We start from the raw sequence: 26,242 nt of genomic DNA, 5'->3' as shown, positions 1-26,242 counted from the left end.
TGGTTATTTTTCACAACATCCGATTCTCCGCAAAGCTATAATACCCTTCCCCAGCCACAATAATATGATCCACCACGGTGATGGCAATGGCTTCAGTGGCGGCTTTAATTTTCTTGGTCACCGCTACATCAGCCTGCGAAGGCTGTCGGCTTCCGCCTGGGTGATTGTGGGCCAGGATAATGCTGGCGGCCTGGTGGCGCAGAGCAGTTTCGACGATCAGTCGAGGGTAGACCGGGGCTTCGTTGATGGTGCCTTCATGGAGCAGGGTAGCCTGGTTGACCTTGTTCTGGCTGTCCAGACAGATGACATAAAAGGCCTCATTGAGGCGGCCGGTAAAAAGGGCCATGGTGTATTCGCCGGCTTTGGTGGTACTGTTTAGCACTGCCTTTTCCTTAAACTTGCCTTGCTGATAACGCCGGGCCAGCGCAGGAATCAGGGACAGCAAAATGGCGATGTTTTCGGTAACCCCAGCCTTGTCGCAGAGGTCCTTGGGATCGGCATCAAAGACCCCCGACAACGACCCGTAATGGCTGATCAGTTGATGGGCTAACTCGTTGGTATCTTTCATCGGGACGCAATAAAAAAGCAACAGCTCGAGAATTTGATGATCCTCGAAACTGTCGATTCCTTCTTTGATGACCCGGTTTTTAACCCGTTGACGATGACCTTTGTGGGGATTCTTATCCATGCCGTTACCCTTTCACTGCCCTGATGGGTTTATTTTTACAGAAATCTCTGATTAATTGTAGATTTTAACTCATTGTTTTATTATACGTTATTCTCCACAGATTTCAAAGCATATCGGGTGTAAATTATCGCCTTTTTATGCTTTTTATAAAAACCCGGTATCCCCTCGATCCATTTTACCAGCCAAGTCTTATGACTCACTGGTAAGGAATTCTGAGGAGATAACCTCACCCTTGGGCAGATTGAGATATACGATGGCCTTGGAGCCGTCAGAATTAAACCAACCCAACCCAATAACCTGTTTGGTCGTACCGGTTTCTGGCTTACTCAAGCTAATTTCGATACCGTCGCTACCCATCACATCCTGAACCTCATAAAAGGGCATCCCCGCTGCCATCCGGTATGCCTGCTTGTCGGTGACTAAAAAAGGATTTAACGCCACCAGTTCCGGAGATTTTTCTGAAAAGAGTAGTTGTTTGGCGAAGACCATATCATCTTCCCCGTACTTAATCAATACCCCATAATCACTTTGTGGGTCGTGATAAGCAACCCGACCATCGGACTGGACTTCTCCAGTAACTCCCAGTAGCGATTCCAACTGACTGCGGGGCATGTCGAGGTTAACAGCCTGGTAGAATTTAAGGACTTTCTGTGCGGCGGCTGTGGTTTCTGGATTGATGACCACGATGCTTTCTGTTTTCCCACCTTCCTGGGTAGCGGTTTTAACTGGTGTACAGCCTGTAAATAATAGCATCCCTGCCACCAGCAGAACACCCCCCCATAAGCTAATTTTCCTTATTGGTATCAACATCAAAAATTCCTCCTTCTTGTCATTATGACAACTGACAATTGCATTTGCTAAGTGTCTAACAACCCATTACAATTGCCAAGAACATTTAGTTTTGTTATACCCAGCTTCCGATATTTAAATCATTTTGGCGGGGTAGCTACTATATCGCTTTTGGTTTCTTTATTACCCTTACTTCAAGTCGCTTAGTTTTTTAAAAATAATTTAGATTTTTTGAATAAAGCCACACTTATTTGGTATAACCTAAATACAACGACATGGTTTTTCTGTCCAAGTATGCAAACGTTTCCATTTTTGCCTGTTTACTTACTGTTCCGGTCAGACATCGGCTAGTTGAGCACATCTTCCGTAACTCTTTCCAACTGCCCGAATCTGTTTTAGAAAGGATGTATCCACATGAAAACACGATTAAAACACCGACTATCGCTAATCTTCGTCGGTTTGGTCTGTTTGATTGTCATGTCCCCGATCACTTGGGCAAATGACATGGCTCCACCCTTAACTGCTCCATTAAATCCGGACTTTGTGCAATACCAGACTGACCTGGCTGCCGGTGAAATTAGCACCGCTACCACGGATGGGTATGGACTCGGCCACATTCCTGCGCCGCTTAACCGAGTGGATAGTCTTGAGGAAAACAGCTTTGATACCTCAGCCACCCTTCCCATCAGTTATGATCTGCGCACCACCGGCCGGGTTACAGCAGTACGCAATCAAGGACAGTGGGGAAGCTGCTGGACCTTTGCCAGTCTGGGTTCTTTGGAATCCTACCTCAAACCGATAAAAACTGAGGATCTTTCCGAAAATAACATGATGTGGAATCATGGCTTCGATTATGGACCCAATGATGGTGGTAACAGCGACATGGCTACTGCCTACCTGGCACGCTGGAGTGGTCCAGTCAGTGAGAGCAGCGATCCTTACGACTCGACTAAAAAAACTGGTCTGACTCCGATTCATCATGTACAGCAGGTAGACTACCTCCCTAAATCTCAGGTTGCTGTTAAAGAAGCGATCATCGCCGGCGGTGCTTTGTCCACTTCCATCTTTGCCGATGCCTTTGACTTTCCCAGTTACTATAATGAGCAGTCATTTGCCCTTTACTACGATGGCTACGCCCAAACAAACCACGATGTCGCCATTGTCGGATGGAATGATAATTTCGACCGTAACCTTTTTAGCAAGACTCCACCGGGTAACGGCGCCTGGATTGTCAGAAATAGCTGGGGCACCGATTGGGGTGACGGTGGCTATTTCTATCTTTCTTATTATGACACCTATGCTGCCAATAACGTGGTGGCCTTCCATAGTGCTCAGTCCACCAGTAATTACAGTCGGGTCTACCAATTTGATCCCCTTGGTAACACCATGTCCCGGGGTTATGCCACCGGTGACCAATCTTCCTGGGGAGCTAATATTTTTTCCGCCGTTGCCAGCGAAAACCTTACTGCCATCAGCACCTATTCATTAAGCCCCAACACCACTGCAGAAATAAAAATCTATACCAACGTCTCCCCTGACAATCCCAGCAGTGGTCAATTAAGATCAACGCAAACGACAACCTTTACCAATCAAGGCTACTATACTGTTGACTTAAACACCCCGGTGAACCTGACGGCTTCTCAATTGTTTGCGGTGGTAATTAAATATACCACACCCCAATCGGATTATCCTGTTCCGGTTGAAGCACCGGTACCTAACTACAGTAGTGGTGCCTCAGCTAATTCCGGGGAGAGTTTTATCAGTTCAGTCGGAACCGGCAATTGGTATGACATTGGTTACTACGATGATTCAAATGTTTGTATCAAAGCTTTCACTGGCGGACAAAGCGTCACCCTCCAAACGATTGCTATTACAAAACCCGCCAATAAACTGATTTATCAGATCGGAGAATCTCTTGATCTAGCTGGTCTGGAGGTTACCGGAACCTACAGTGATGGCAGCACCCGGGTAGAAACTGTCACAACGGCCAACGTTACCGGTTTTAACAGCGCCCAAGCCAGTGCTAATCAGGCACTGACCGTTACCGTGGGCGGCAAGACGGCCACCTATACGATTCAGATCAAAACTGCAACTGAGCCAACGGTTAATTGTTATTACCGTACCCATGTTCAGAACATTGGTTGGCAAGGCAACCGTTCCAATGGCGAAATAAGTGGCACTTCAGGCTATGGCTACCGTCTCGAAGCGATCCAGATGCAGCTTGGTGAAACTAACTATGACCTCGGCATTGCCTACCACACCCATATCCAGAATATCGGTTGGGCACCCTGGCGCTATGACGGTGAGGTCAGCGGTACCACTGGCTACGGATACCGCCTTGAAGCCATCGAGATTCAGTTAGTCGGTGCCGATGCTGATCGCTTTGATGTCTATTACCGTGTTCATTGTCAGAACTTTGGCTGGATGGGTTGGGGTAAAAATGGCGAGATGGCCGGCACTTCCGGCTATGGCTATCGACTCGAAGCAATCCAGATCGAGGTCATCACCAAGGGCACTTATGCCAATAGCAACAACGATGATGGGGTGTCTTATCTGGAAGTGAATTAAGCGTCAAAATCCAAAAAAACAGCGACTGACCGGCAAGCTACTAAAAAAGGGTGTTTTTTAGTAACCTGCAGCGGCAGCCGCTGTATTTTAGTTAGGCTTTAAAAATTTCTAATTGATTGACTTATAAACTCATTTTGGCATTAAGAATACGCTAGATTTCAACGACTTAATATCAATTTGTATAAGTATAATATAGCTATGGGAAAAGATAAACCGGTTTTCAGGTTAGTGGCATTGTTTAAAAATGTTGTTACCACTTTGGGGAAGTACATTTTTTCAAAGCTCAAAAGTCCACCTTGCCGATAAATTTATAAAAAATATCAATCTGCTGATTTCTCACACCATCGGAATCTGTGCGACTTTCTCCTATTTCAATCCGTTCAATCAGCGCCTACACAATCGGCCTGTCCAGCTCATCCACATGCTTCATGCTCTTAATCAGGGCAACAAAGCTCTGGATGTTTTCTTCCGTTTTTTCAAATTCTTCGCTCCGTTTTTTGATGGCAGCAAGTTCATCCCGCAGCTTTTTCTGTTCATCCTGAAGCTTATCGCTGAGCATTCGGAAGTTTTCCTCGCTGACAATTTCCAAGGCTCTGTCCTCATACAGCTTGGTATAAATCCTATCAATCTCAGACAGCCGTTTTCCCTTTTTGGCAACTTTTTTCGAAGAGTTATCATCTGCCACCGTTCCCTGATCTTTCAGCTTGCGAAGCCGTCTCATAATTTTTTCCTCATCCGGTTTCACCTTGGAAATCAGGCTGTTAATGCTTTCAAGAACGATTTTGCGCTGGTTGGTCACACAGTTGAGATTCATGGACTTGCCACAATCCGCACACTTGGCGATGCCAACAAATAAATTCTCATGTACCTTGGTTCGGTCAGGGTGTGACTGTAATTCCCTCTGCACAATATTTCAGGTGTCCATATCAATAATCGGCTCATGGGTTCCCTTAATGGTTAACACATTTTCAGGCTTATTTTTCCGCACCTTGCTCTTGTTGGTGACTTTTTGATATTGGTAATGTACTGTATCACCGATGTATGCCGGATTCTTAAACAGTTTTGACAGCCCTCCGGAGCTCCAGCGATAGCGGTTTTCCTCTATCTCCATTTGCTTCGAATACCGGATGCCCCTCTCATGGAGTACAGCCGCTGGCATTAAAATTTTGTTGTCACGCAAGTATTTGACGATGGTATTGCGCCCCACGCCGTTCGCGTACATCTCAAAGATTTTCCGTACCACCGGTGCGGTTTCCTCATCTATGACATAGTGATTTTTCAGATTCGGATCTTTTTTATAGCCGTAGGGCGGATGGGAAACCAGTTGCTCTCCATTCAAAAATTTTGCGTTTTTGGAGGCTCTAATCTTTTTGCTGATGTCCTTTGCATAAAGATCGTTCACGATAAATTTGAACGGGGCAAAATCATTGTTACTGTTATTCCTGTCCTGCGTGTCGTAATTATCCCCGATGGCTATGTAGCGGACGCTGTGTTCGGGAAAATAAATCTCAGTGTAATAGCCGGTCATGATGTAATCCCTACCCAAACGGGAGAGGTCTTTTGTAATCACACAGTTTATTTTTCCACTTTCAATGTCCGCAATCATCCGCTGAAAATCGGGGCGGTTGTAATTCGTACCTGTGAAGCCATCGTCTTGGTAATAGGTTTTTACCCCCATTCCGTTTCTTTCACAGTACTGCCGGATAATCTCCTTTTGCATGACGATGCTGCCGCTTTCTCCGAGGCTATCATCATCACGGCTGAGCCTTGTGTAGGCTCCTACCTGTAAATTCTGCTGTTTCATCTACTTCAAATCCTCCTTTTCCAAATGAAACAGCGTGTCAGGGCTTGCGTTTTGCAACACAAGGATACCCTAACACGCCTGCAAAGACTATACCGAAAACCACTAAATTTACGTTGCCTGTGCCTTTGCCTTTGAAACGATGATGCTTTCCACACAGTCCTCTATGCTCCTGCCGTCAGGGAGAAAATGCAGATTCACAGTGTAATTCGTCCTGCCGATTTTCATGGTTTTGGAAGCTTGATTAGAAGAACAGCCTACAGCGCTTTTCACTGCCTGTTCATACACACTGGTGTCAATCTCGCCTAACTGATCAGCCAGTGCTGTTCTCTTCTTTGAGAAGAAATTGCAAATCCAGTTCTTGATTTTTGTGTTTTTCATAAGTCACTCCATCCTTTCTGTTATTTGGTTGTTATCATCCACAGAGAAAGAAAAAATTGCTTTTTCCTGCCTTTAAAGCAGAAATTGAGAGGATAAATCCCGCAACTGTGCCATTCCTTAAATATTTGACATAACAATTTGCAGTACCGGACAAAAAGTTATGTTACTTTTAAATCCCCCAACGGCTTTGCCGGTGGGCGTTCAGGGGAGTTAATATTCCTCTTGTTTACTCCTATCCGTTCGCAAGACAGGGCATGAGCCACCATGACCTATGGGGTTATCCGACTGGCAGACAGATAAACCGGTAATCTCATAAGAATTATTGATTTGCCTGCTGCCTTTGAAGTTTTTTGTAATATTAATTAACCCTACATCGGAAAGCTGCCTGATGGCCTTGCTGACAGAGCTTACAGCAATCCCGCAGGCCGATGCGATGGTCTTCTTGCTTGGGTAGCATCCATTTTTTGTGTTTCTGCATTTACAGAGATAGCAATATACATAAAAAGCAATCGGTGACAGCTTGCAATCGAAAATCTGATTTTGTACGACAAAAAAGTTTCCTCGTTTCATGTTTACGAACACTCCTTTCCGATGAGAGAGAAGGCATAAAAAAAACCCTCACTTCTCTTAAGGAAAAAGTGAGAGGACTGCACGGATTGATAAAGTTAAGATTTACTATCTTGATTTAATTCGGCTAAACGAATACACTGTATACATATACTCTGAAAGGATATGATGACATGGAATATATGACTGTGCAGGAAGCCGCTAAAAAATGGAATATCACAAAGCGCTGGGTTCAGAATCTCTGTGAAGAAAATAGAGTCAACGGTGCGGTGCGGTTTATCAGGGTATGGATGATTCCAAAAGACGCAAAGAAACCCGGTGATGGACGAAGAAAGGAGAAAATCAATGAATAGAATATTACTTCTTGAAGATGATTTAAGCCTGATTGATGGGCTTTCCTGTTTACTAAAAAGGCAGGGTTTTGAATTAGATATTGCCCGAACCGTAAGAGAAGCTAATATCATTTGGGCAGACGGTAAATACGATTTGTTGATACTGGACGTGTCCTTGCCGGACGGTTCCGGTTTTGAGGTATGTCAAAAAGTACGACAGGTATCCAAAGTGCCGATTATCTTTTTAACTGCGTCAGATGAAGAAATGAGTATCGTTACAGGGCTTAATATTGGCGGTGACGATTATATCACCAAGCCCTTTAAATTAGGTGTTCTCATATCGAGAATTAACGCTTTGCTTCGGAGAGCAAAGAACTTTGGAACAGAGGATACGGAGATAATATCCAATGGAATAAAAGTTTTATTGCTACAAGGACAAGTGTATAAAGACAACCAGCTTTTGGATTTGACAACAGCCGAGTACCGATTACTTTGTCTGCTCATGCAAAATCCCAACATCATACTATCCAAAGAAAAAATTCTGGATAAGCTATGGGACAGTGAGGGCAGCTATGTGGACGATAATACATTGGCGGTATATATTCGAAGGCTAAGAATGAAGATAGAAAACAATCCGGGTGACCCACAAATGCTGCTGACAGTCAGGGGCATGGGATACAAATGGAATGTATTGAATTGAGGTGGGTAGGTGAAGATTTTTACTAATAAGGATATTCGGGATTTTTTCCTAGCTATATCGTGCATCTTGGGCGGTTTTATCCTTTTAATTCAGTTATTTATACGGATGTTTTACGGTACATGGAATCTTGCCATACTGTTGCTGTCTTTATTCACTGCATTGTACATTTTAGGTGTTTGCTTTCTCTATTTTAGTAAGCAAAATCACATTATGGAAGAAGCTGTATCTCAAATCAATTTATACCTTTCAGGAAATACGGATATCCGAATTGATTGTGACAAGGAGGGCAGCTTGTATAAACTGTTCCATGCGGTCAACACATTGGCTACAGCGCTTAATGCTCATGCGATAAAAGAGCAGAAATTGAAAGAGTTTTTGAAAGGTACTATTTCAGATATTTCTCATCAGCTTAAAACTCCTCTTGCCGCCCTCACAATTTACAACGGACTTTTACAGGAAGATACAGAAGATATTTCCGCTGTAAAAGAATTTGCCGTAAAGTCAGAGAAAGAGATTGAACGGATTGAAATGCTCGTTCAAAACCTCTTGAAAATTACGAAGTTAGACGCAGGGGCTATTATTATAAATAAAGCACCTGAAAAAATAGCAGATATAATGAACGATATTTATCAGTATTTTGAATTTCGTGCTAATGAGGAAAAGAAAACTATTACCTTGTCAGGGCCAGATGATACCCAGCTTTTTTGTGACAGAGATTGGATAACCGAAGCCATTAGTAACATTGTAAAAAATGCACTCGACCATACAAATGCAGGAAGTCAGATTATAGTTGAGTGGAAAAAGCTCCCGGCTGTCACACAGATAACCATAAAGGACAATGGCAGCGGCATACACCCGGAAGATATACACCATATTTTTAAACGATTTTACCGCAGCCGCTTTTCAAAAGATACACAAGGCATCGGTCTTGGACTGCCGCTTGCCAAAACCATCGTAGAAGCACATGACGGTAACATCGCAGTGGACAGTGTGTTGGGCAAGGGAAGCATATTTATTTTAAATTTTCTCAACCTTACTAAAATGTAAGCGGAAATTCATGTGGGAGTAAGGTGCCAATGTTAACTTGTCATTAGGTGGTTATAACACATTATAAAATGGCCGCTTAGAAAGGCGTGATAAGATATGGATTTATTAGAAGTAAATTCGATTAACAAAACCTATGGTACAGGTGAAGCTGCGGTAAACGCATTGAAAAATGTGAATTTTTCAGTGCCAAAAGGAGAATTTATTGCCGTTGTGGGTGAATCCGGTTCCGGGAAAAGCACATTGCTCAACATGATTGGGGCACTGGATAGCCCTACTACCGGCAAGGTGCTAATTGACGGCAAAGATATATTCAGTATGAAAGATGAAAAACTGACTATTTTTCGCCGCAGAAATATTGGCTTTATTTTTCAAGCTTTCAATCTGATACCAGAACTGAATGTGGAGCAAAACATTACGTTCCCCGTTCTGCTCGACTATAAAAAGTCTGATCCGGCTTATGTTGAGGAAATCCTCACAGTTCTTTCCCTGCAGGACAGACGCAAGCACCTGCCCCGGCAGCTATCCGGCGGTCAGCAGCAGCGTGTAGCTATAGGACGAGCACTGATAACCCGTCCCATGCTGATATTGGCTGACGAACCTACTGGAAACTTGGACAGCCAAAATTCAAGTGAGGTAATTTCGCTTCTGAAAACAGCATCCCAACGCTATCAGCAAACAATCATCATGATAACGCATAATCGCAGTATTGCTTCCACGGCTGACCGTGTACTGCAAGTGTCAGACGGTGTTCTCACAGATTTAGGGGGATATACCGAATGAACAGCTATCTTGATCTTGTTTCAAAATATTCGAAAGTACACAAAAAGAAAAACAGGCTAACTGTAATCTGTATTGCGATATCTGTCATGCTGGTGGCAGCAATTTTCGGTATGGCTGATATGAGCGTAAAAGGGCAAATCAGCGAACAAATCCGCAAAGGCGGCAACTACCACGTTATGGTCAATGACATATCAGAGGAAGTAGCCGGACAAATAGCAAGTCGTGAGGATGTAGCGGTATCTGGATTTATTGCACAGTCCGAAAGTGTTAATATGCAAGGAACAGACCTGCTCGTTATGGGTGGTGATAAGGCCATATCAGAACAAATGAACCTTGCTGTGGATACCGGAAATTTTCCCGCCTCTGAAACCGAAGCACTGATAGATCGTGCTGCATTAGAGCAGTTTCATATTTCTATTGGGGATACTGCCAGCGTAAAATTATTTGATGGGCGTATGATTGATTTCGCTATTTCAGGGACATTTAGTGATTTTACCAGTTTGCAAGGGACAGGCTCACATGGCCTATATCTCTCACTAGATGGCATAAAGGCACTTGCAGGAAGTGCCTATCAAGGGATATATGTAGTACAGTTCAAAAATGGAACCAATATTCGAGGTGCCATATCAGATATACAACAGACTTTGGGGCTGTCTGACAAGCAAGTGATTGAAAATAAATTGTTGTTAGGTGTTATGGGACAAAGCGAAGATAGCACCATGATGCAGCTTTACTTGATGGCCGGAATACTGTTTGTACTTGTGTTGATGGCAGGCACCTTTATGATTGCAAGCAGCTTTAATTTAAGCGTATCCGAACGAGTAAAGTTTTTCGGTATGCTCCGCTGTCTTGGTGCAACGAAGCGGCAAGTCAAAAGATATGTGCGCCTTGAGGGGCTGCGATATTGTCTGACCGGCGTTCCGATCGGCTTACTTGCAGGCTGTATACTTATGTGGTTTGCATTGTTGCTTTTAAGATTAACAGGCTCCGATTATTTTATGGATATGCCCTTATTTCAAATAAGTTGGATTGGCTTGCTTGCCGGTACGGTTATGGGCTTTCTTACCGTTATGCTTGCGTCGCGTTCACCCAGCAAAAAGGCCTCAAGGGTTTCTCCGCAAGCTGCTGTCACCGGGAATGCGGATAGTAGCAGTCAGCAAGCAGCAAACAAAGAGGCAAATACAAATCGTTTCCATGTAGAAACGGCTATGGGAATACGCCATGCCTTTCAAAGTAGAAAAAATGTTTTTCTTATGACGGGTTCTTTTGCCATTAGTATTATTATGTTTTTATGCTTTACGGTGCTAATTTCGTTTATGAACCATGCGATAAAGCCATTGCGTCCATATGCGCCGGATATTTCCATAACCGCAGAGGACAATTCAGCTTCTCTTTCTCCTGCGTTACTTAAAAATGCAGCGGAGATTAAAGACGTAACAAATGTTTTCGGAAGAATGTTTAGTTATGATATTCCGGCGGAAAATCAAGCAGACAGCAAGAAGGTCAACTTAATTTCCTATGAGGATAAACAATTTGACTGGGCACATGAACAGCTTATTCGTGGAGATATGGAAGCGGTTAAATCCGGCACTGGTGTTTTGGTAGTATATTCTGGTGCGTTGAAATGGGATGTTGGCGATACGATTACGTTGCAACTCCCGAATGGAAAACAAGACGTGCAGATTGCCGGTATTCTATCCAATTCACCCTTTGATGCAAAAGAGAATACCCTAAACGTAATATGCTCGGAACAAACCTTTACAGTGTTAACGGGTATATCTGATTACACCGTTATTGATATACAAGTGGAGGAAAAGGCAGACTCCTCTATTGCGTCAGCTGTCCGTAAATTGCTGCCCCAGCAAATGAAACTGATAGACAAGGTTCAAAGCAATCGGGATATTCGTATGGCATACAACTCCATGTCGGTATTTATATATGGATTTTTAATTGTGATTGCACTTGTCGCCCTGATTAACATTGTTAACACGATTAGCGCAAGTGTTTCCGGTAGAATGAATCATTACGGCGTTATGCGGGCGGTAGGTATGTCTGTTAAGCAGTTAAAACGAATGATTACGGTTGAAGCTGCTACTTATGCTGTAACGGGAAGTGTCGTCGGCAGCGTGTTAGGATTATTTCTACACCGCTTACTGTTTGATCTGATTATCGGTTCTATTTGGGGTGAAACATGGCAAGCTCCCGTTATTGTGTTGGTTGTAACCATTGGTGCTGCACTGCTCACTACTATTATTGCGGTAATATCGCCAGCAAGGGAAATTGAAAAAATGAGTATCGTTAATGTTGTGAACGCAGAATAACAGTAAATTGAATTTAGGTAGCCGGAACATGGTAATAAAAAAAACGTTGTTTTGGCGGTGGTATAGCTATGCCTTTTAAAGAACAACAATGCCTAACGGCGGTTTTGAAATAACATTCAAAGCCGCCGTATTCTTTTTTAAAAAATTGAATCACGGAGGGTGTATTAAAGTCACCCATTTTAAAGGACACGACGATATCTGTGGAGGTATCGTTATGTCTATTTCATTTTCTCTGCTAAGTAGGCAATTAAAAAAAGCTCACCATCATTATGGGGGAGTTGTGCGCATAAACACGAACCAATAGTTCGTGTTTACCACTACCATAGCTTCTCAAAAGGTACACAGGAGGGCATGATTTTACCCCCTGTGTACCTTTTGTTTTTATTGCTTCCTCGGTGCCGTTCTCCTCCCTTCCTTCAGATTTTCACCTGAACATATTGAAAATTTGGAGTTTAAAGTATATGAGAAAGTACACATTGGTCGTAAATGGGAAAAGAATTCCTGTTACCTACGAGGTATATAAAGCCTATTATCAGGAATACGAACATGAGAGATACCTGAAAAACAAAACTACCAAACATGAACACTCTTTGGAGCAATTCATTGAAACTGGCGTATCAATAGAATTTATTTGCTTGGACAGTTTAACTCCTGTTGAGGATGAAGTCCTGAAATCTGAACAAATAAGCCATCTTCATTACTGTTTGGACAAGCTAAGCGCAGAGGAACAGAAAATCATCAATGGCATCTTTTTTGAAGAAAGACAGAGAAACAGGTAACTCAGCTATTGCAAATATCTGCTTCGGCAGTCGGCCACAGGAAACGCAAAATTTTGAAAGCCTTGTTTCAGGAAATGAAAAGCTACTACAGGTAAGTCGTACTTGTTTTACAGGAAAGGCTCCCCGAGATTCGTTTCGGGGAGCTTTGTCACACTTGTGGTGGGTTTGACCTTTATAAGCGCTTGTAAGCGGCACAAATGCCCCACAGTGGCTTTTTCTCTTTGAGGTGGTTCAATTTCCTTTACCTCATACTTAAAGCGTTTTGTGGATCATATTTTGCTTTCTTTTCTGTCTATAAACCTTTGAGTGCAAAACTGCTCTAACACGCTGTTTTCTTGTTGTTCCCGAAAGTGACATCAAAGAAAGAAAACTGTCATCCCAATGGTGAGCTGTCGGTAGGATGGCGGTGTGGGTGTTCTTTTTTAGTTTACTAGCTGATTGGCCTTAAATTACAGTCTGTCCACGGGCTTATTCCAAACCCATTACTGCCATTTATATATTTAATAGTGACAGTGGCGGTCCCATCCGATACTGGAATGGCAGCCGTTCCCAACGCTGGTGCATCCCCGTTAAAGGTAAAGGTCCGGGTTATCGGGGTTTGACTGTCTGTAAAAGCAAATGCCGTATTTCCAATGGTTTGCAATCCGGCGGGCAGATCGATGGTTGTTAGCCCCAGACAACCATAAAAAGCTGAGATTGGAATGCTGGTGACCTGACTTGGAATCGTAATAGCCGTTAATCCCGTGAAATAAAAGGCATTGATACCGATTGTTGTCAGGGTCTCCGGCAGCGCCAGGGTTTTTAATACGCTACAATTACCAAAAGCGTAGTCGCCAATCGTGGTGACTGTGTCGGGCAGTATGATATTGCTCAAAGATTTGCACCCCGAAAAACTTGACCCCCCTATGATTGACAGTTGCGATCCTGAATCGAAGGTGACCATTGTCAGATTGCGACAATTGTTAAAAGCCATTGTCCCAATACTGGTCACCTTTGCCGGGATAGTCACCGCCGTAATGCCCATATCCCCACTATTGATTTCTGCTTGGGTCTTGCCAAAAGCGGCGTCCCCAATAGCGACAACCTCGATCGGTGTTCCATTAACGTCTATCGTGTCCGGAATCACCACATCCTTGTTATCGCCATAATATTTGGTAATGGTGGCTTTGTTGTCGGTAACTGATACGTCATAACTCTCGGTCACTGTTACAATGCAGGTTTGATAAAATGTATGAGTGGGAGTTGTCGATCTAATGGTTGCCGTTCCTTCGCTGATCCCGGTAACCAACCCATTGGCATCTACCGTGGCCACCGCGAGATTGTCAAACAACCACTCTAACGTCGGGTCAGTGGCATTAGCCGGTTCCACCGTGGCATTCAGTTGGGCCGTTTTGGTCACCCCTACCGAAAGTATTGTTTTGTCCAGGCTGACCCCCGTCACTTCAACAGTCGGAATCGCCGCCGATTTTACATCCGACAGCAGTGATTCCCCATCAGCATCCCGAGCCTTGACAGCGAAATAATAGAGCTGCCTAGGCTCCAACCCGGTTTCGATTTTTGCTTTTGCTTCGGTCACAGGGATAATAGTAGCATCTGAAAGATCACTTTTTTTACTAAAATAGACCTGATAGCCCGTTGCATTGGTAACTGCTGCCCAGCTTAAATCAACCGTCGGGGTGCCGGTATTGGTGGCCGTCGGGTCAGTCTGAGTTGGTTTTTCTAGAATAACCGCTTTGGTATACCCAGCCCAATCCACTGTTGTAAAGCCGATATAATTCTCATAATACTTGATCGTCGGAATGTGAGTAACGGTGATCGGAATCGCACTGGCACCTAGCGCCCCCGGCACATCGCCCCGGAAGGTATAGCTGCGGCTGGCTGGTGCTTTGCCCGCATCAAAACCAAAGGCAGCATTTCCAATCGAAATGACCCCTTTAGGGATCTCGATATCCGTCAACTTGGAACAGTTATTAAAGGCTTCAGTCCCGATGGCGGTCAGTCCCGATGGTAGCGTCACACTGGATAAATTGCTGCACCCGGAAAAGGCCTGATCGGGAATGGCCGTTACCGCTACGGGAATCGTGATGTAATTCAAAATAGTGCAACCTTCAAAGGCATTACTTCCTATCGAGGTTACTGAATTTGGCAGAATCAGAGAACTCATATGGTTGTTAGCAAAGGCCGAAGCGCCAATCGTCTCAAGGGTTGAATCCGGTGCAAAGGTTACTGTGCCCATGAAAAAACAGTTTCCAAAAGCGTGATAACCGATTTCTTTAACCGTTTTGGGAATCACCACAAATTCAATAGCGGAACTTTGAAAAGCGCCGGTACCAATGGCCGTAATGGTTAACCCGTCAATGATTTCCGGGATGTCAATGTCCGTGCTGCTGCCGTTCATCCCGATGATCGTGCCAATGCCGTCCCCGGTTTGGGTCACCTTAAAGCTGGTGGTCACGGTTACCGCACAGCTGGCCGTCTGCGACCCAGCAAGATTACTGGCGGTGACGATAATGGTGGCCGTCCCTTCATTTTTCCCAGTAACCTTCCCGGTGGCATCCACTGTGGCAATGCTATCGTTGCTGGATGACCAGGTTATGGTCTTATCGGCGGCATTGGTCGGCAGCACTGTAGCGTTCAGCTGGGCCGTTTTGGTCACTCCCACCGAAAGGATAGTATGATCCAGGGTCACGCTTTCGACTGGAATCGGCGTTACTATTACTGAGCACGTATTAGGAAAACCGCCATCCTCAGTTATTCCCTGCATTATTGCTGTCCCGGGTGCTACTGGCGTAATCATCCCGGTTACGGCATCCACCGTCGCGATGCCGGGAGTTAACGAAGACCAGAAAACCTTTTGGTGGGTAGCATTGGTGGGCGTAAATGTAGCGCTTAACTGACCCGTGTGACCCATCACAAGGGTCAATTTGTCTACCCCCACTGATAAAGCAGTGACCGGAACTGGATAAGGAATCGGTACTGGTATCACTTGCGACCACTTCGAGATTCCATCATCGTCCCTGGCCATGATTGAAAATTGATAGGTTTTTCCACTAATTAAGTCGGTGGTGATTACAACTGAATTGACATCGGTATCCGCAATATTTTTGACGGTGCTAGGACTGTTGGTGTCAATGACACCAATCTGATAAGAGGAAGCACCAATGACTGGATCCCAGGTTAAATTGACTGTTGGCGTCGGAGCACACGCTACTATAGCACTTAAATTGGTCGGCTGTGTCAAAATAACCGCCTTGTCGGGATACCCATCCCAATCCGTTGTGGTAAAGCCAACATAGTTCTCATAATAACGAATCTTCGGTTGGGGAGTGGTCGGAAGCGCCCCGGCATCCAGTGTCGTCGGCACATCGCCCCGGAAGGTATAGCTGCGGTTGGCTGGTTCTTTGCCCGCATCAAAATCAAAGGCAGCACTACCAATCGTATAGACCAGTGGCGGGATGGTGATATCTGTCAACTGAGTACAGTTTTTAAAGGCTTCCACCCCGATGGTAGTCAGCCCCGATGGTAGTGTCACACTTGATAAATTGCGACACCCGGAAAAGGCCTGATCCGGAATGGCCGTTACCTTTTCCGGCAAGGTCATGTTCCACACATAGCTGCCAGCAAAGGCCCTAACGCCAATCGTCTCCAGGCTTGAGTCCATTGGAAAGCTCACCGATTGCAATTGGTTGCAATTGTAAAACGCATCGCTGCCGATTGTTTTAACCGACTTGGGAATCGCTACTGTGTTAAAACCAGAATCTGAAAAAGCATTAATTCCAATCGTCTCAAGGGTTGAGTCCGTTGCAAAGTCCACCGATCTGAGTGAGTAGCAAGAAGCAAAAGCAAGATAACCAATTACTTTAACCGACTTGGGAATCATTACCTTTTCAATAGTGGAACCCATAAAAGCATTGCTACCGATGGCGGTAATGGTTAACCCGCCAATGGTTTCCGGGATCGTAATGTCTGTGCTGTTGCCGTTCATCCCGGTGATCATGCCGATGCCCTCGGCGGTTTGGGTCACCTTAAATTTGGTCACGGTTACCTCGCAGCTAGCCGACTGCGCCCCATCAGCCGAAATGGCGGTAATGGTGACCGTCCCTTCTTTATTGGCACTCCCAGTGACCTTCCCGGTGGCATCCACCGTGGCAATGGTGGCATCGCTGGTTGTCCAGGTGACCGCTTTATTCGTCGCATCCGCCGGTGCTACCGTGGCCACCAGGGTTTCCGTATCATTGAAAGACAAGATCAAATCTTTTTTATTCAGACTTACCCCTGTGACGGGAATAATGGTGGGTGTTCCCCCGCCACTGCCGCCGCCACTATCCGGTGTCGGAAAGACCGGTGGAATCACCACACCCGGTTCCACGGTATGGGAACCGGGTTTCTTGTCAAAGACGACGCCATCGGCTTTAACCTCGGCTTTCGCCACGGTGCCCTGACCTTTAACCGCCGCTTTGCCATCCAGCACCAGATCACTGACCGTGGTACCGGCCGCGACGGTTACCGTACTACCGGCGGCCCCGGCACTCACCTTCATCGTCCCGATAGTGGTGGTAGCGCCCTGGGTGGTCACGGTCATGTTGGGGGCATTGACTTCCACGCTGTCAAACTTACCTTCCAAAATAATCGTTTCCCCGGTAGCGTCTTCAGCGATCACGACCGCCAGCCCATCTACATCCGTGGCCACAATCCGCACGGCTCCACTGGCGGTTTTCTCCATGATAATGCGGCTGTACGCACCGCCGTTGATCTTAATGCTGTTAACCCCGCCGCCGCGGACAACGGTATCGCCCTTAACTGTGACGTTGTTCAGGGTGACGTTGCCGTCCCCCACGGCCTCACTAATGGTCAGATTACCCTGAATCACCAGATTCTGGAGAGTTACCCCATCGGCTGCGACAATTACATCACCGGCCACTGTTTCAGTGCCAGTGGTCGGGCCGTAAGTACCGACCTTGTCATAAACCGTCGGCTCAATTGGTTCCGGTGGATCAACCGCGGTTTTAACTACCTGTACCAGCAGCGCTTCCAGACGCAGCGAACTCCCGACCGTGCCTAACTGCGCACCATCGGCCAGCCACTGGGTTTTATCAGCCGGCAGATCGCCAACATTCTGAACATGGCCGCGATACTGAACGCTATAACCCGTCAACGCTTTCCCGGCGCGATCAGTCAAAACAATCTTGACCGCTTCAATTCGCAGGCCGTCCCCCCGAGTACCGGCATAGGCACCGTCTTTGGGCCAATCGGCGGAATCGTTCTCGTCATACAGCCAGCCCTTATTCTGAACATGGACGTTATAACGCAATTCCATCCCCTCGGGAACGGTTCCCGTCAACTTAATTTCAAAGCCCTCAATCCGCTTGCTCTGACCAACCGTGCCGATGATTTCGGGACTGTCGACCCAGCTGCCGTCAAGTGGGTAATCGCCCTGATCTTGAATGTGGCCCCGGTAGGAAACTCCCACGGGATTATCAGCAGCCCAGACCGTTAGCGGTAACCATAAAAAAAGTAATGTGATCAAAGCACACTGGTAAACGAGTTTATTATTCATTTTTCTCCTGCCATTTTCATCTATTTAGAATATTGTCTTAATTTTATCACTTCTATAAAAACCAGTCCATCTTTAAATGGCGTAGTTCCTCATCGCGTTTTTTGTCAGGGTCCGTCTAACCACATATTTGCTGTAGTATTATATGTGTAGGTACCGGCAGCACTGCTCTTAACACTTTGGTAGTAAGTATTAAACACGCTACCATACTTGCCTAGTGACGCGGCATCACCAAGTGAAACATTCGCACCAATTCTAATCGTCGTCAACGCATTGCCAGTAAACGCACTTTCTTTTATCTCCGTCACACTATTTGGGATCGCTATTGACTTGAGCGCACAGTCGAGAAAAGCAGAGGGGCCAATAGTTAAAAGCTGTGAACCACAGTCAAAATCGACACTTGACAGGGAATAACATTTCCCAAACGCCTTGCTCCCGATGGTTTTTACGCTGGCGGGAATCTTGATTGATGTTAATCCTGAACTATAAAATGCAATCTCACCAATCGTCTCAAGTTGCGAAATGCCATCAAATTCGATGGATAATGAATTCTTGTTATTATCCGCAAACGCTCGATCGCCAATGGACGTCACACTGGCCGGGATTGTTACGGATGTTAGCGCACACTCATAAAAGGTCTCTGGACTAATTTCCTTAAGCTTTGAGTTGGATTCAAAACTGACAGTTTCTAATTTATTACAATACTTAAAAGCACCATCACCAATCGCTGTTACACTAGCGGGGATCGACACCGATATCAAATCACGTTTTTCAAATGCATGACTTCCTATTGTCTCAAGCTGTGAACCACTGTCAAAAGTGACACTTATCAGCGGGGTCTCTTTAAACGCCTCCTCTCCAATCGCTGTCACACTGGCTGGAATCGCGATTGCTTTCAATTTCGAATGTGAAAATGCCAGGTTCCCAATTATCTTAAGCAGCGATCCGCTTTCAAAACTGATGTTGTTCAAATTTGATGAACTAAAAGCCCGATCGCCAATGGCCGTCACACTGGCCGGGATGGTGATATTGGTCATCGCACAATAATTAAACGCATTCACTCCGATGGTCGCAAGTTGTGAACCGCTTTCAAATATGATGCTTTTTAATTCATTGCAATTTGAAAAGGCACTATTGCCAATGATTGTGACGCTGGCCGGGATTGTAATCGAGGTAACCGCCTGATAATAAAAGGCAAAGTTACCGATTGTCTTAAGCTTTGAAACACTTTCAAAACTGACGTCTGAACACCTATTTCCATAAAAGGCATAATCCCCAATGGTTGTCATTCTGGCCGGAATTATTAGTGAACTCAACGAACACGCATTAAAAGCGCGGTTTCCAAGAGACAACGACTCTGATCCCGGATCAAACGTGACGGTTAACACCGGACATTCCGCGAAGGCATAATCTCCGATGGCTGTCATTCTACCCGGAATCGTCACCGAGCTTAACGGACACTTATAAAAAGCCCAGCTTCCAATTGTCAGCGGGCTTGTCCCACTCTTAAAAATAACGTTAGACAGGGTCGTGCTTTCGTAAAAAGCACTATTTCCAATCGCAGTTACTCTGGCCGGGATAGTGATGGTTGAAAGCATCAAATTAGCAAAGGCCTTATCACCAATTGTCAGCGGCTCTGAGCCGTCTTCAATTATAACTTGCGAGAGACCTTTGCAGTTTCCAAAAATTTCCATTCCCAGAGAAGTTGCTCTGGCCGGGATGGTGATGGCCTTAAGCGCACAGTGAAAAAAAGCGCGGTCCCCGATTGTTAACGGCTTTGTACCGCTGTCGAAGATGATGGTGGGGCTATAGCTTCCATTAAAAGCATCATCGCCAATGGTTGTCACGCTGGCCGGAATAGCGACTGCATTCAGTGCACAATGACTAAAGGACGCTATTCCAATTGTCTCAAGCTGAGTACCACCATCATACATGATTTGTGAAAGATCATTGCAATTCTCAAAAGCATAATTGCCAATCGTTTTTAAGGTACCCGGGATGGTTATGGTCTTAATCGCACACGCATTAAACGCATAATCCCCGATTGACACAAGCTTCATGCCACCTTCAAGTATAACAGTTGAAAGATTTGTACAACCCTTAAAGGCATTATTACCGATTGTGACCATATTTGTCTTTATCATCACCTCTGTCAGCGTTGTATTGTTCTCAAATACCGATTCACCAATGGCAACCACTGGTTTAAAATCAATCGCGTCTGGCAATGAAAGCTTGCTCTCATTGCCGCTATATTTGGTAATTGTGATCTTGCCATCCGCTTCACTGTAAGCAAAAGGTATCACATTCATGATGCAGCTCTCCGAACAGGAGCCATCAGCCGAACGAACAGTAATAATGAAATTCCCAACACTGAGCGCGGTGATCAGTCCATTTTCATCTACTGTTGCCACTGACGGATTGTTGCTGGTAAAGTTTAACGCCATGTTGCTGGCATCAGCCGGTTCCACGGTCACCGGTAGTTGAAACTTCATGCCTATACCCATGGTTTTTAGCGAGGGCTGAAGCTTTATCCCGGTTACCGGTTGTATAACATTCACTGTACAGCTAGCAACTTTAGCACCATCGACAGATGCAACGGTGATAATGGCGGTTCCTTTTTTATTTCCGGTAACCATCCCGTTAGCATCCACCGTGGCGATGCTTTTGTCGTTGGATGACCAGGTTAGAGTCTTATCAGCGGCATTGGTCGGCGTTACTGTGGCAATCAACTGAGCCGTTTTGGCCACCGCCACAGAAATGGTGTCTTGGTTTAGGGTCACCTTTTCCACTTGAACCGGTGTTACTGTCACTGAGCACGTATTCGTAAAACTGCCATCCTCAGTTTTTCCCTGCATTATTGCTGTCCCGGATGCAACTGCCGTAATCACCCCGGTTGCGGCATCCACTGTCGCGATGCCGGGAGTTAACGAAGACCAGAAAACCTTTTGGTGGGTAGCATTGGTGGGCGTAAATGTAGCGCTTAACTGACCCGTGTCACCCATCACAAGGGTCGATTTGTCTACCCCCACTGATAAAGCAGTGACCGGAACCGGATAAGGAATCGCTACTGGTATCACTTCCGACCACAGCGACGTCCCATAATCATCCCTGGCCATGATCGCATATTCAAAGGTTTCTCCACTGATTAAGTCGGTGGTGAGTGTTACTGAATTGACATCGGTAGCTGCTATAATTATGAGGGTGCCGGAACTATTGGTGACGATAACACCAACCTGATAAGATGAAGCGCCATCGACTGGATCCCAGGTTAAATTGACTTTTGGCGTCGATGCACATTCTGCCGTAGCACTTAAATTGGTCGGCTTTGCTAAAATAACCTCCTTGTTGGTATACCCGTACCAATCCCCTATTTCAAAGCCGGCATACATCTCATAATACCGGATCTTCGGTTGGGGAGTTTTAGGAATCGCACTGGCACCTATCGCCCCCGGCACATCGCCCTGGAAGGTATAGCTGCGGCTGGCTGGAGCTTTGCCCGCATCAAAACCAAAGGCAGCATTCCCAATCGAAATGACCCCTTTAGGGATCTCAATATCCGTCAACTTGGAACAGTTATTAAAGGCTTCAGCCCCGATGGCGGTCAGTCCCAATGGTAACGTCACACTGGATAAATTGCTGCACCCGGAAAAGGCCTGATCAGAAATGGCGGTAATGGTCAACCCGCCAATGGTTTCCGGGATCGCAATGTCCGTGCTGCTGCCGTTCATCCCGGTGATCGTGCCGATGCCATCCGTGGTTTTGGTCACCTTAAATCTGGTCACGGCTACGGTGCAATTAGCCGACTGCGTCCCATCAGCCGACGTGGCGGTAATGGTAGCCTCCCCTTCGGTGTTGGCACTCCCGGTGACCTTCCCGGTGGCATCCACCGTGGCAATGGTGGCATCGCTGGTTGTCCAGGTGACCGTTTTATTCGTCGCATCCGCTGGTGCTACCGTGGCCGCCAGGATTTCAGTATCATCGAAAGACAAGATCAAAGCCGATTTATTCAGACTTACCGCGGTAACAGCAATCGGCCCCGGGGGTGTTACCCCACCACTATCCGGCGTCGGAAAGACCGGTGGAATCACCACGCCCGGTTCCACCGTAACGGCGCCGGGTTTCTTATCAAAGACCACGCCGTCGGCTTTAACCTCGACTTTGACCACATTGCCCTGACCTTTAACCGCCGCTTTGCCATCCAGCACCAGATCACTGACCGTGGTACCGGCCGCGACGGTTACCGTACTACCGGCGGCCCCGGCACTCACTGTCATCGTCCCGATAGTGGTGGTAGCGCCCTGGGTGGTCACGGTCATGTTGGGGGCATTGACTTCCACGCTGTCAAACTTACCTTCCAAAATAATCGTTTCCCCGGTAGCGTCTTCGGCAATCACGACCGCCATTCCATCTACATCCGTGGCCAAAATCCGGACGGCGCCGCTGGCGGTTTTCTCCATGACAATGCGACTATACGCACCGCCGTTGATCTTAATGCTGTTAACCCCGCCGCCGTGGACAAAGGTATCGCCCTTAACCGTGACGTTATTCAGGGTGACATTGCCATCGCCGACAGCTTCACTGATGGTCAGATTACCCTGAATCACCAGATTCTGGAGGATCACGCCATCGGCAGCGATGGTTACATCACCGGCCACTGTCTCAGTGCCAGTGGTCGGGCCGTAAGTACCGGCCTTGTCATAAACCGTCGGCTCAATTGGTTCCGGTGGATCAACCGCGGTTTTAACTACCTGCACCAGCAGTGCTTCCAGCCGCAGCGAACTCCCGACCGTGCCTAACTGCGCACCATCGACCAGCCACTGGGTTTTATCAGCCGGCAAATCGCCAACATTCTGAACATGGCCGCGATACTGAACGCTATAACCCGTCAACGCTTTCCCGGCGCGATCAGTCAAAACAATCTTGACCGCTTCAATTCGCAGGCCGTCCCCCCGAGTACCGGCATAGACCCCGTCTTTGGGCCAATCGGCGGAATCGTTCTCGTCATACAGCCAGCCCTTATTCTGAACATGGACGTTATAGCGCAATTCCATCCCCTCGGGAACGGTTCCCGTCAACTTAATTTCAAAGCCCTCAATCCGCTTGCTCTGACCAACCGTGCCGATGATTTCGGGACTGTCGACCCAGCTGCCGTCAAGTGGGTAATCGCCGCGGTCCTGGATATGGCCGCGGTAGCTAACCCCGACTGGGCTGTCAACCGCCAACGCCGTTGATGGAAGAAATAAAAATACCAGTGTAATCACAGCCCACCAGTAAAATAGTTTATGCTTCATCGTTTTTCTCCTATTGTTCTAATTTTTCTTCATATTTAATGCTTTAATTATATCACTTTCAGAATATCGGTGTCGACTCTCAAAAAGGCGTAGTTTTTACCCAAAAAGGCGTAGTTTATACCAAAGTCAGCCGCTCAAATCAATTGCTTTTCAGTAAACGTGTGCAATTTAAACCATCAAACCCGCCCGCTCTAAACCATTTGCACAGGTGTCGGATTAATAGATAATCCATCCATTTGCCGCAGGACAAATTTCCCCCATTTACACCATCCCCCGAAACGGTTATACTTATGAAATAACCTAATTAAGGATACTTATATAACTGCACCATCAAGGAGGAAACCCTATGTCCGTTATCCAAAACATGATCCAAACATATAATCTCGTTTATCAGGTACAAAAAGATTATCCCCTGGAAATCATCGTCACCACCGATCTTTATCATGAGCGGCTAAAACTGGCTAATACCAAATGCGACCAGGCTATTATTAAAGCATCCAAACAAGAGCTTGATGACAGCCTAAAACTGCTGGTACTACCCGATGAGCAGGATGATCATTACTATTTACTACTCCATGAAGATCTCTTTGATGAAACCCAGCAATACGGCCAAGCCATTGCCTACGAATACACCCGATTGATTGACTTTGCTGATATTAAAGAAAAATACGGTGTTGCTAATTTGCGGGCCGCCCAATTCCCCGATTCCGCCTGTTTTTTATTCTTGGCCGAAGTCCGGGCCTGGTTCCGGGGGTTTTACCTTTACTACAACCTGACCAGCGTTGAAAACAAAGCGGTACTTTTTTCTTATCTCTGTGGTACTGTCCCGGAATACGAAAGCCTGCTTTCTTTTGATCTGACTGCCCACATGCAGGCATTAGCCGAATTCTATGGACAAGCTCTGGCAATCGGGTCCTATGTAAATTTCGATGTGAGCCTCCCGGATTACTTAAAACGCCATCACGTCCATGAGCTGCTTAAAGCTGTCCAAGACAATATTAACACGATCAGCATCTTTGAGAATTACGATGTGATCCATAAGGCCTATGAGGATTTTATTCAGATCAAATCCAAGGAAACGGCCCCCCATGTTCACAGCCACACTTGCAACCATACCCATCACGATCATTAAATCTTATCTTCCCATTGTCTGGCGCAAGCCGAAAGCGATGTCTGCGACACTTTTGAAACTGCGAAAAAGGTTGAATTAATCCGGATAACACAGTACAATTAAGTCATACTGCTGTATCGTTATACTACCGTACCGACCAATTGTTAAACGCTTGTTCGCTGCGGGATCGGATAGTAAAAGCAACTTATATAAGAGACGAAAATCGCAAAATTCTGGAGAAGAAATTGGAAATAACAACGCACAAAATTATCTGTACAGAAAAGACATTTAATATCAGTGAAGTCATCCGACAAAAGAGACTAATGGCTTATTTTCAACCCATTATGTCCGTCACTGGGAGAAAAATATTGGGATTGGAAGGCTTGATCCGTGGGATTATTCCGGGTTCAACCCAAATTATCCCACCAAAGCTGCTTTTTGACGCTGCTGCTAAAGTCGGGCTGACGACCCCACTGGATCGGGCTTGCCGGGATGCAGTTCTTACTGCCTTCCGGGATTATCATCAGACAAATCGGGACTTGCTCTTATTTCTCAACCTGGACACGGCCATCATCGATGAGGTGGGCGGCTCCAATTACCTTTGGGAACAAGTTAATAGCAGCGGCATCAGTCCTAAAAATATCGTCATCGAAATCAATGAGTCAAAAGCTATGGACGCCCAAGGCTTGACCCAATTTGTGACCACCTATAAAAACAAGGGCTTTTTGATCGCTCTGGACGATGTCGGTGCCGGTTTTTCCAATATGGACCGTATCGCCGGCTTAAAACCAGACATCGTCAAAATTGACCGCTCCATTATTGCGGATATCGATCGTATTTATCACAAGCAGGAAGTCTTTAAATCGCTGGTAAATCTGACTAATAAGATTGGTGCCCTGATTGTCGCCGAAGGGGTGGAAACCCGGACCGAAGCGATTCAGGTGTTAAAATTGGGTGGTCAGGTAATCCAGGGTTTCTATTTTGCCAAACCCAGCGATGATTTTGTTCTCAAAGCTGAACTGATTGCTAAAACCGCTTTGGTGGTAGACAACTATAAAGCCCTGTTGCTCCAGGAGCTGGAGGATTACAATCAGAAGTGTCTGGCTTACACCCAAACCGTTAATGGGATGATCAAAGCTCTGGCGGTGGTGGATCACCCCAATGAATTTGACAACCAGCTCCTCCAATGCCTGATCCTCACAGAAGCGGTGGATTGTGCCTATGTGCTGGATGAATCCGGAATTCAATGCAGCGACACAATTGGTGCCAAAAACATGGGTGCCTGCGAAAAACTGGTGTTTCATTCTGCTAAGATGGGGGTCGATCACTCAATTAAAAACTTCTATTATAATCTGATCAAACGCAAACAGGATACCTACATTTCCGAACCCTATGTCTCGATGGCTACCGGGAATCTCTGCATCACCTATTCCCGGGTTTTTCGACTGGCAGCCAAAAAATACATCCTCTGCGTCGATTTTTTAGAAACCCAGCAACCCCTCCCTGTTAGCCCCTAAACGGCATAAAAAAGAT

The 26,242-nt window shown here is 46.0% G+C and carries 18 protein-coding genes; 9 read left to right on the top strand and 9 right to left on the bottom strand.

Annotated elements, in window-relative coordinates; all coding sequences use genetic code 11:
- Positions 1 to 10: 10 nt before the first annotated feature.
- Both radC and ACIZ62_RS08365 read right to left on the bottom strand, forming a co-directional pair.
- A complete protein-coding gene (gene radC, locus ACIZ62_RS08370) occupies positions 11 to 688 on the bottom strand; it encodes a RadC family protein (protein WP_111887031.1) in 678 nt (225 codons plus the stop codon).
- A 189-nt stretch (positions 689 to 877) separates the two neighbouring features.
- Entirely contained in the window at positions 878 to 1,498 is a 621-nt protein-coding gene (locus tag ACIZ62_RS08365; RefSeq protein ID WP_414151695.1) for a hypothetical protein, read from the bottom strand.
- A 393-nt stretch (positions 1,499 to 1,891) separates the two neighbouring features.
- Here ACIZ62_RS08365 and ACIZ62_RS08360 point away from each other — a divergent pair, with 393 nt between their 5' ends.
- Positions 1,892 to 4,045, top strand: a complete 2,154-nt coding sequence (locus ACIZ62_RS08360) for a lectin like domain-containing protein (RefSeq protein ID WP_414151694.1) — start codon at positions 1,892 to 1,894, stop codon at positions 4,043 to 4,045.
- 283 nt (positions 4,046 to 4,328) lie between these two features.
- Here ACIZ62_RS08360 and ACIZ62_RS08355 read toward each other — a convergent pair whose 3' ends face one another.
- The 5 genes from ACIZ62_RS08355 to ACIZ62_RS08335 form a co-directional block, all read right to left on the bottom strand.
- Positions 4,329 to 4,421 (bottom strand): DUF4368 domain-containing protein, encoded by a 93-nt coding sequence (locus ACIZ62_RS08355; protein WP_414151847.1) that lies wholly within the window; start codon positions 4,419 to 4,421, stop codon positions 4,329 to 4,331.
- Between the two features lie 15 nt (positions 4,422 to 4,436).
- Positions 4,437 to 4,952 carry a hypothetical protein gene (locus ACIZ62_RS08350; RefSeq protein WP_414151693.1) on the bottom strand — a complete coding sequence of 172 codons (516 nt, stop codon included), beginning with the start codon at positions 4,950 to 4,952 and terminating at the stop codon, positions 4,437 to 4,439.
- A 6-nt stretch (positions 4,953 to 4,958) separates the two neighbouring features.
- On the bottom strand, positions 4,959 to 5,849 hold the full coding sequence (locus tag ACIZ62_RS08345) for a recombinase family protein (protein ID WP_414151692.1): 891 nt from the start codon (positions 5,847 to 5,849) through the stop codon (positions 4,959 to 4,961).
- Between the two features lie 108 nt (positions 5,850 to 5,957).
- Positions 5,958 to 6,227, bottom strand: coding sequence for a hypothetical protein (locus tag ACIZ62_RS08340; RefSeq protein WP_414151691.1), 270 nt, complete (start codon positions 6,225 to 6,227; stop codon positions 5,958 to 5,960).
- Between the two features lie 210 nt (positions 6,228 to 6,437).
- A complete protein-coding gene (locus ACIZ62_RS08335) occupies positions 6,438 to 6,797 on the bottom strand; it encodes a helix-turn-helix domain-containing protein (RefSeq protein WP_414151690.1) in 360 nt (119 codons plus the stop codon).
- 170 nt (positions 6,798 to 6,967) lie between these two features.
- Here ACIZ62_RS08335 and ACIZ62_RS08330 point away from each other — a divergent pair, with 170 nt between their 5' ends.
- The 6 genes from ACIZ62_RS08330 to ACIZ62_RS08305 all read left to right on the top strand — a co-directional run bounded on the left by ACIZ62_RS08330 (position 6,968) and on the right by ACIZ62_RS08305 (position 12,753).
- Entirely contained in the window at positions 6,968 to 7,147 is a 180-nt protein-coding gene (locus ACIZ62_RS08330) for a helix-turn-helix domain-containing protein (protein ID WP_414151689.1), read from the top strand.
- Positions 7,140 to 7,826: a response regulator transcription factor gene (locus tag ACIZ62_RS08325; protein ID WP_414151688.1), complete on the top strand. Its 687-nt coding sequence runs from the start codon at positions 7,140 to 7,142 to the stop codon at positions 7,824 to 7,826. The genes ACIZ62_RS08330 and ACIZ62_RS08325 overlap by 8 nt, the downstream gene beginning before the upstream one ends.
- A gap of 9 nt (positions 7,827 to 7,835) precedes the next feature.
- Entirely contained in the window at positions 7,836 to 8,873 is a 1,038-nt protein-coding gene (locus tag ACIZ62_RS08320) for a sensor histidine kinase (RefSeq protein ID WP_414151687.1), read from the top strand.
- A 96-nt stretch (positions 8,874 to 8,969) separates the two neighbouring features.
- Complete coding sequence (locus ACIZ62_RS08315) at positions 8,970 to 9,653, top strand: ABC transporter ATP-binding protein (RefSeq protein ID WP_414151686.1); 684 nt, start codon at positions 8,970 to 8,972, stop codon at positions 9,651 to 9,653.
- Positions 9,650 to 11,974 (top strand): ABC transporter permease, encoded by a 2,325-nt coding sequence (locus tag ACIZ62_RS08310; RefSeq protein WP_414151685.1) that lies wholly within the window; start codon positions 9,650 to 9,652, stop codon positions 11,972 to 11,974. The genes ACIZ62_RS08315 and ACIZ62_RS08310 overlap by 4 nt, the downstream gene beginning before the upstream one ends.
- Before the next feature lie 461 nt (positions 11,975 to 12,435).
- A complete protein-coding gene (locus ACIZ62_RS08305) occupies positions 12,436 to 12,753 on the top strand; it encodes a sigma-70 family RNA polymerase sigma factor (RefSeq protein ID WP_414151684.1) in 318 nt (105 codons plus the stop codon).
- A 430-nt stretch (positions 12,754 to 13,183) separates the two neighbouring features.
- Here the strand turns inward: ACIZ62_RS08305 and ACIZ62_RS08300 are convergent, their stop codons facing one another.
- Positions 13,184 to 18,310, bottom strand: coding sequence for a leucine-rich repeat protein (locus tag ACIZ62_RS08300; RefSeq protein ID WP_414151683.1), 5,127 nt, complete (start codon positions 18,308 to 18,310; stop codon positions 13,184 to 13,186).
- 104 nt (positions 18,311 to 18,414) lie between these two features.
- Positions 18,415 to 23,598 carry a leucine-rich repeat protein gene (locus ACIZ62_RS08295; protein ID WP_414151682.1) on the bottom strand — a complete coding sequence of 1,728 codons (5,184 nt, stop codon included), beginning with the start codon at positions 23,596 to 23,598 and terminating at the stop codon, positions 18,415 to 18,417.
- 346 nt (positions 23,599 to 23,944) lie between these two features.
- Between ACIZ62_RS08295 and ACIZ62_RS08290 the strand changes: the two genes are divergently transcribed.
- Complete coding sequence (locus ACIZ62_RS08290) at positions 23,945 to 24,730, top strand: hypothetical protein (RefSeq protein ID WP_414151681.1); 786 nt, start codon at positions 23,945 to 23,947, stop codon at positions 24,728 to 24,730.
- Between the two features lie 224 nt (positions 24,731 to 24,954).
- The gene (locus ACIZ62_RS08285) at positions 24,955 to 26,226 is read left to right on the top strand and encodes an EAL domain-containing protein (protein WP_414151680.1); all 1,272 of its coding nucleotides are present in this window, start codon (positions 24,955 to 24,957) and stop codon (positions 26,224 to 26,226) included.
- Positions 26,227 to 26,242 lie beyond the last annotated feature (16 nt).

The sequence above is a fragment of the Acetobacterium carbinolicum genome (assembly GCF_047456275.1).
In the GTDB taxonomy this organism is placed as follows: domain Bacteria; phylum Bacillota; class Clostridia; order Eubacteriales; family Eubacteriaceae; genus Acetobacterium; species Acetobacterium carbinolicum.
This window is presented reverse-complemented; position numbering and strand designations above follow the sequence as displayed.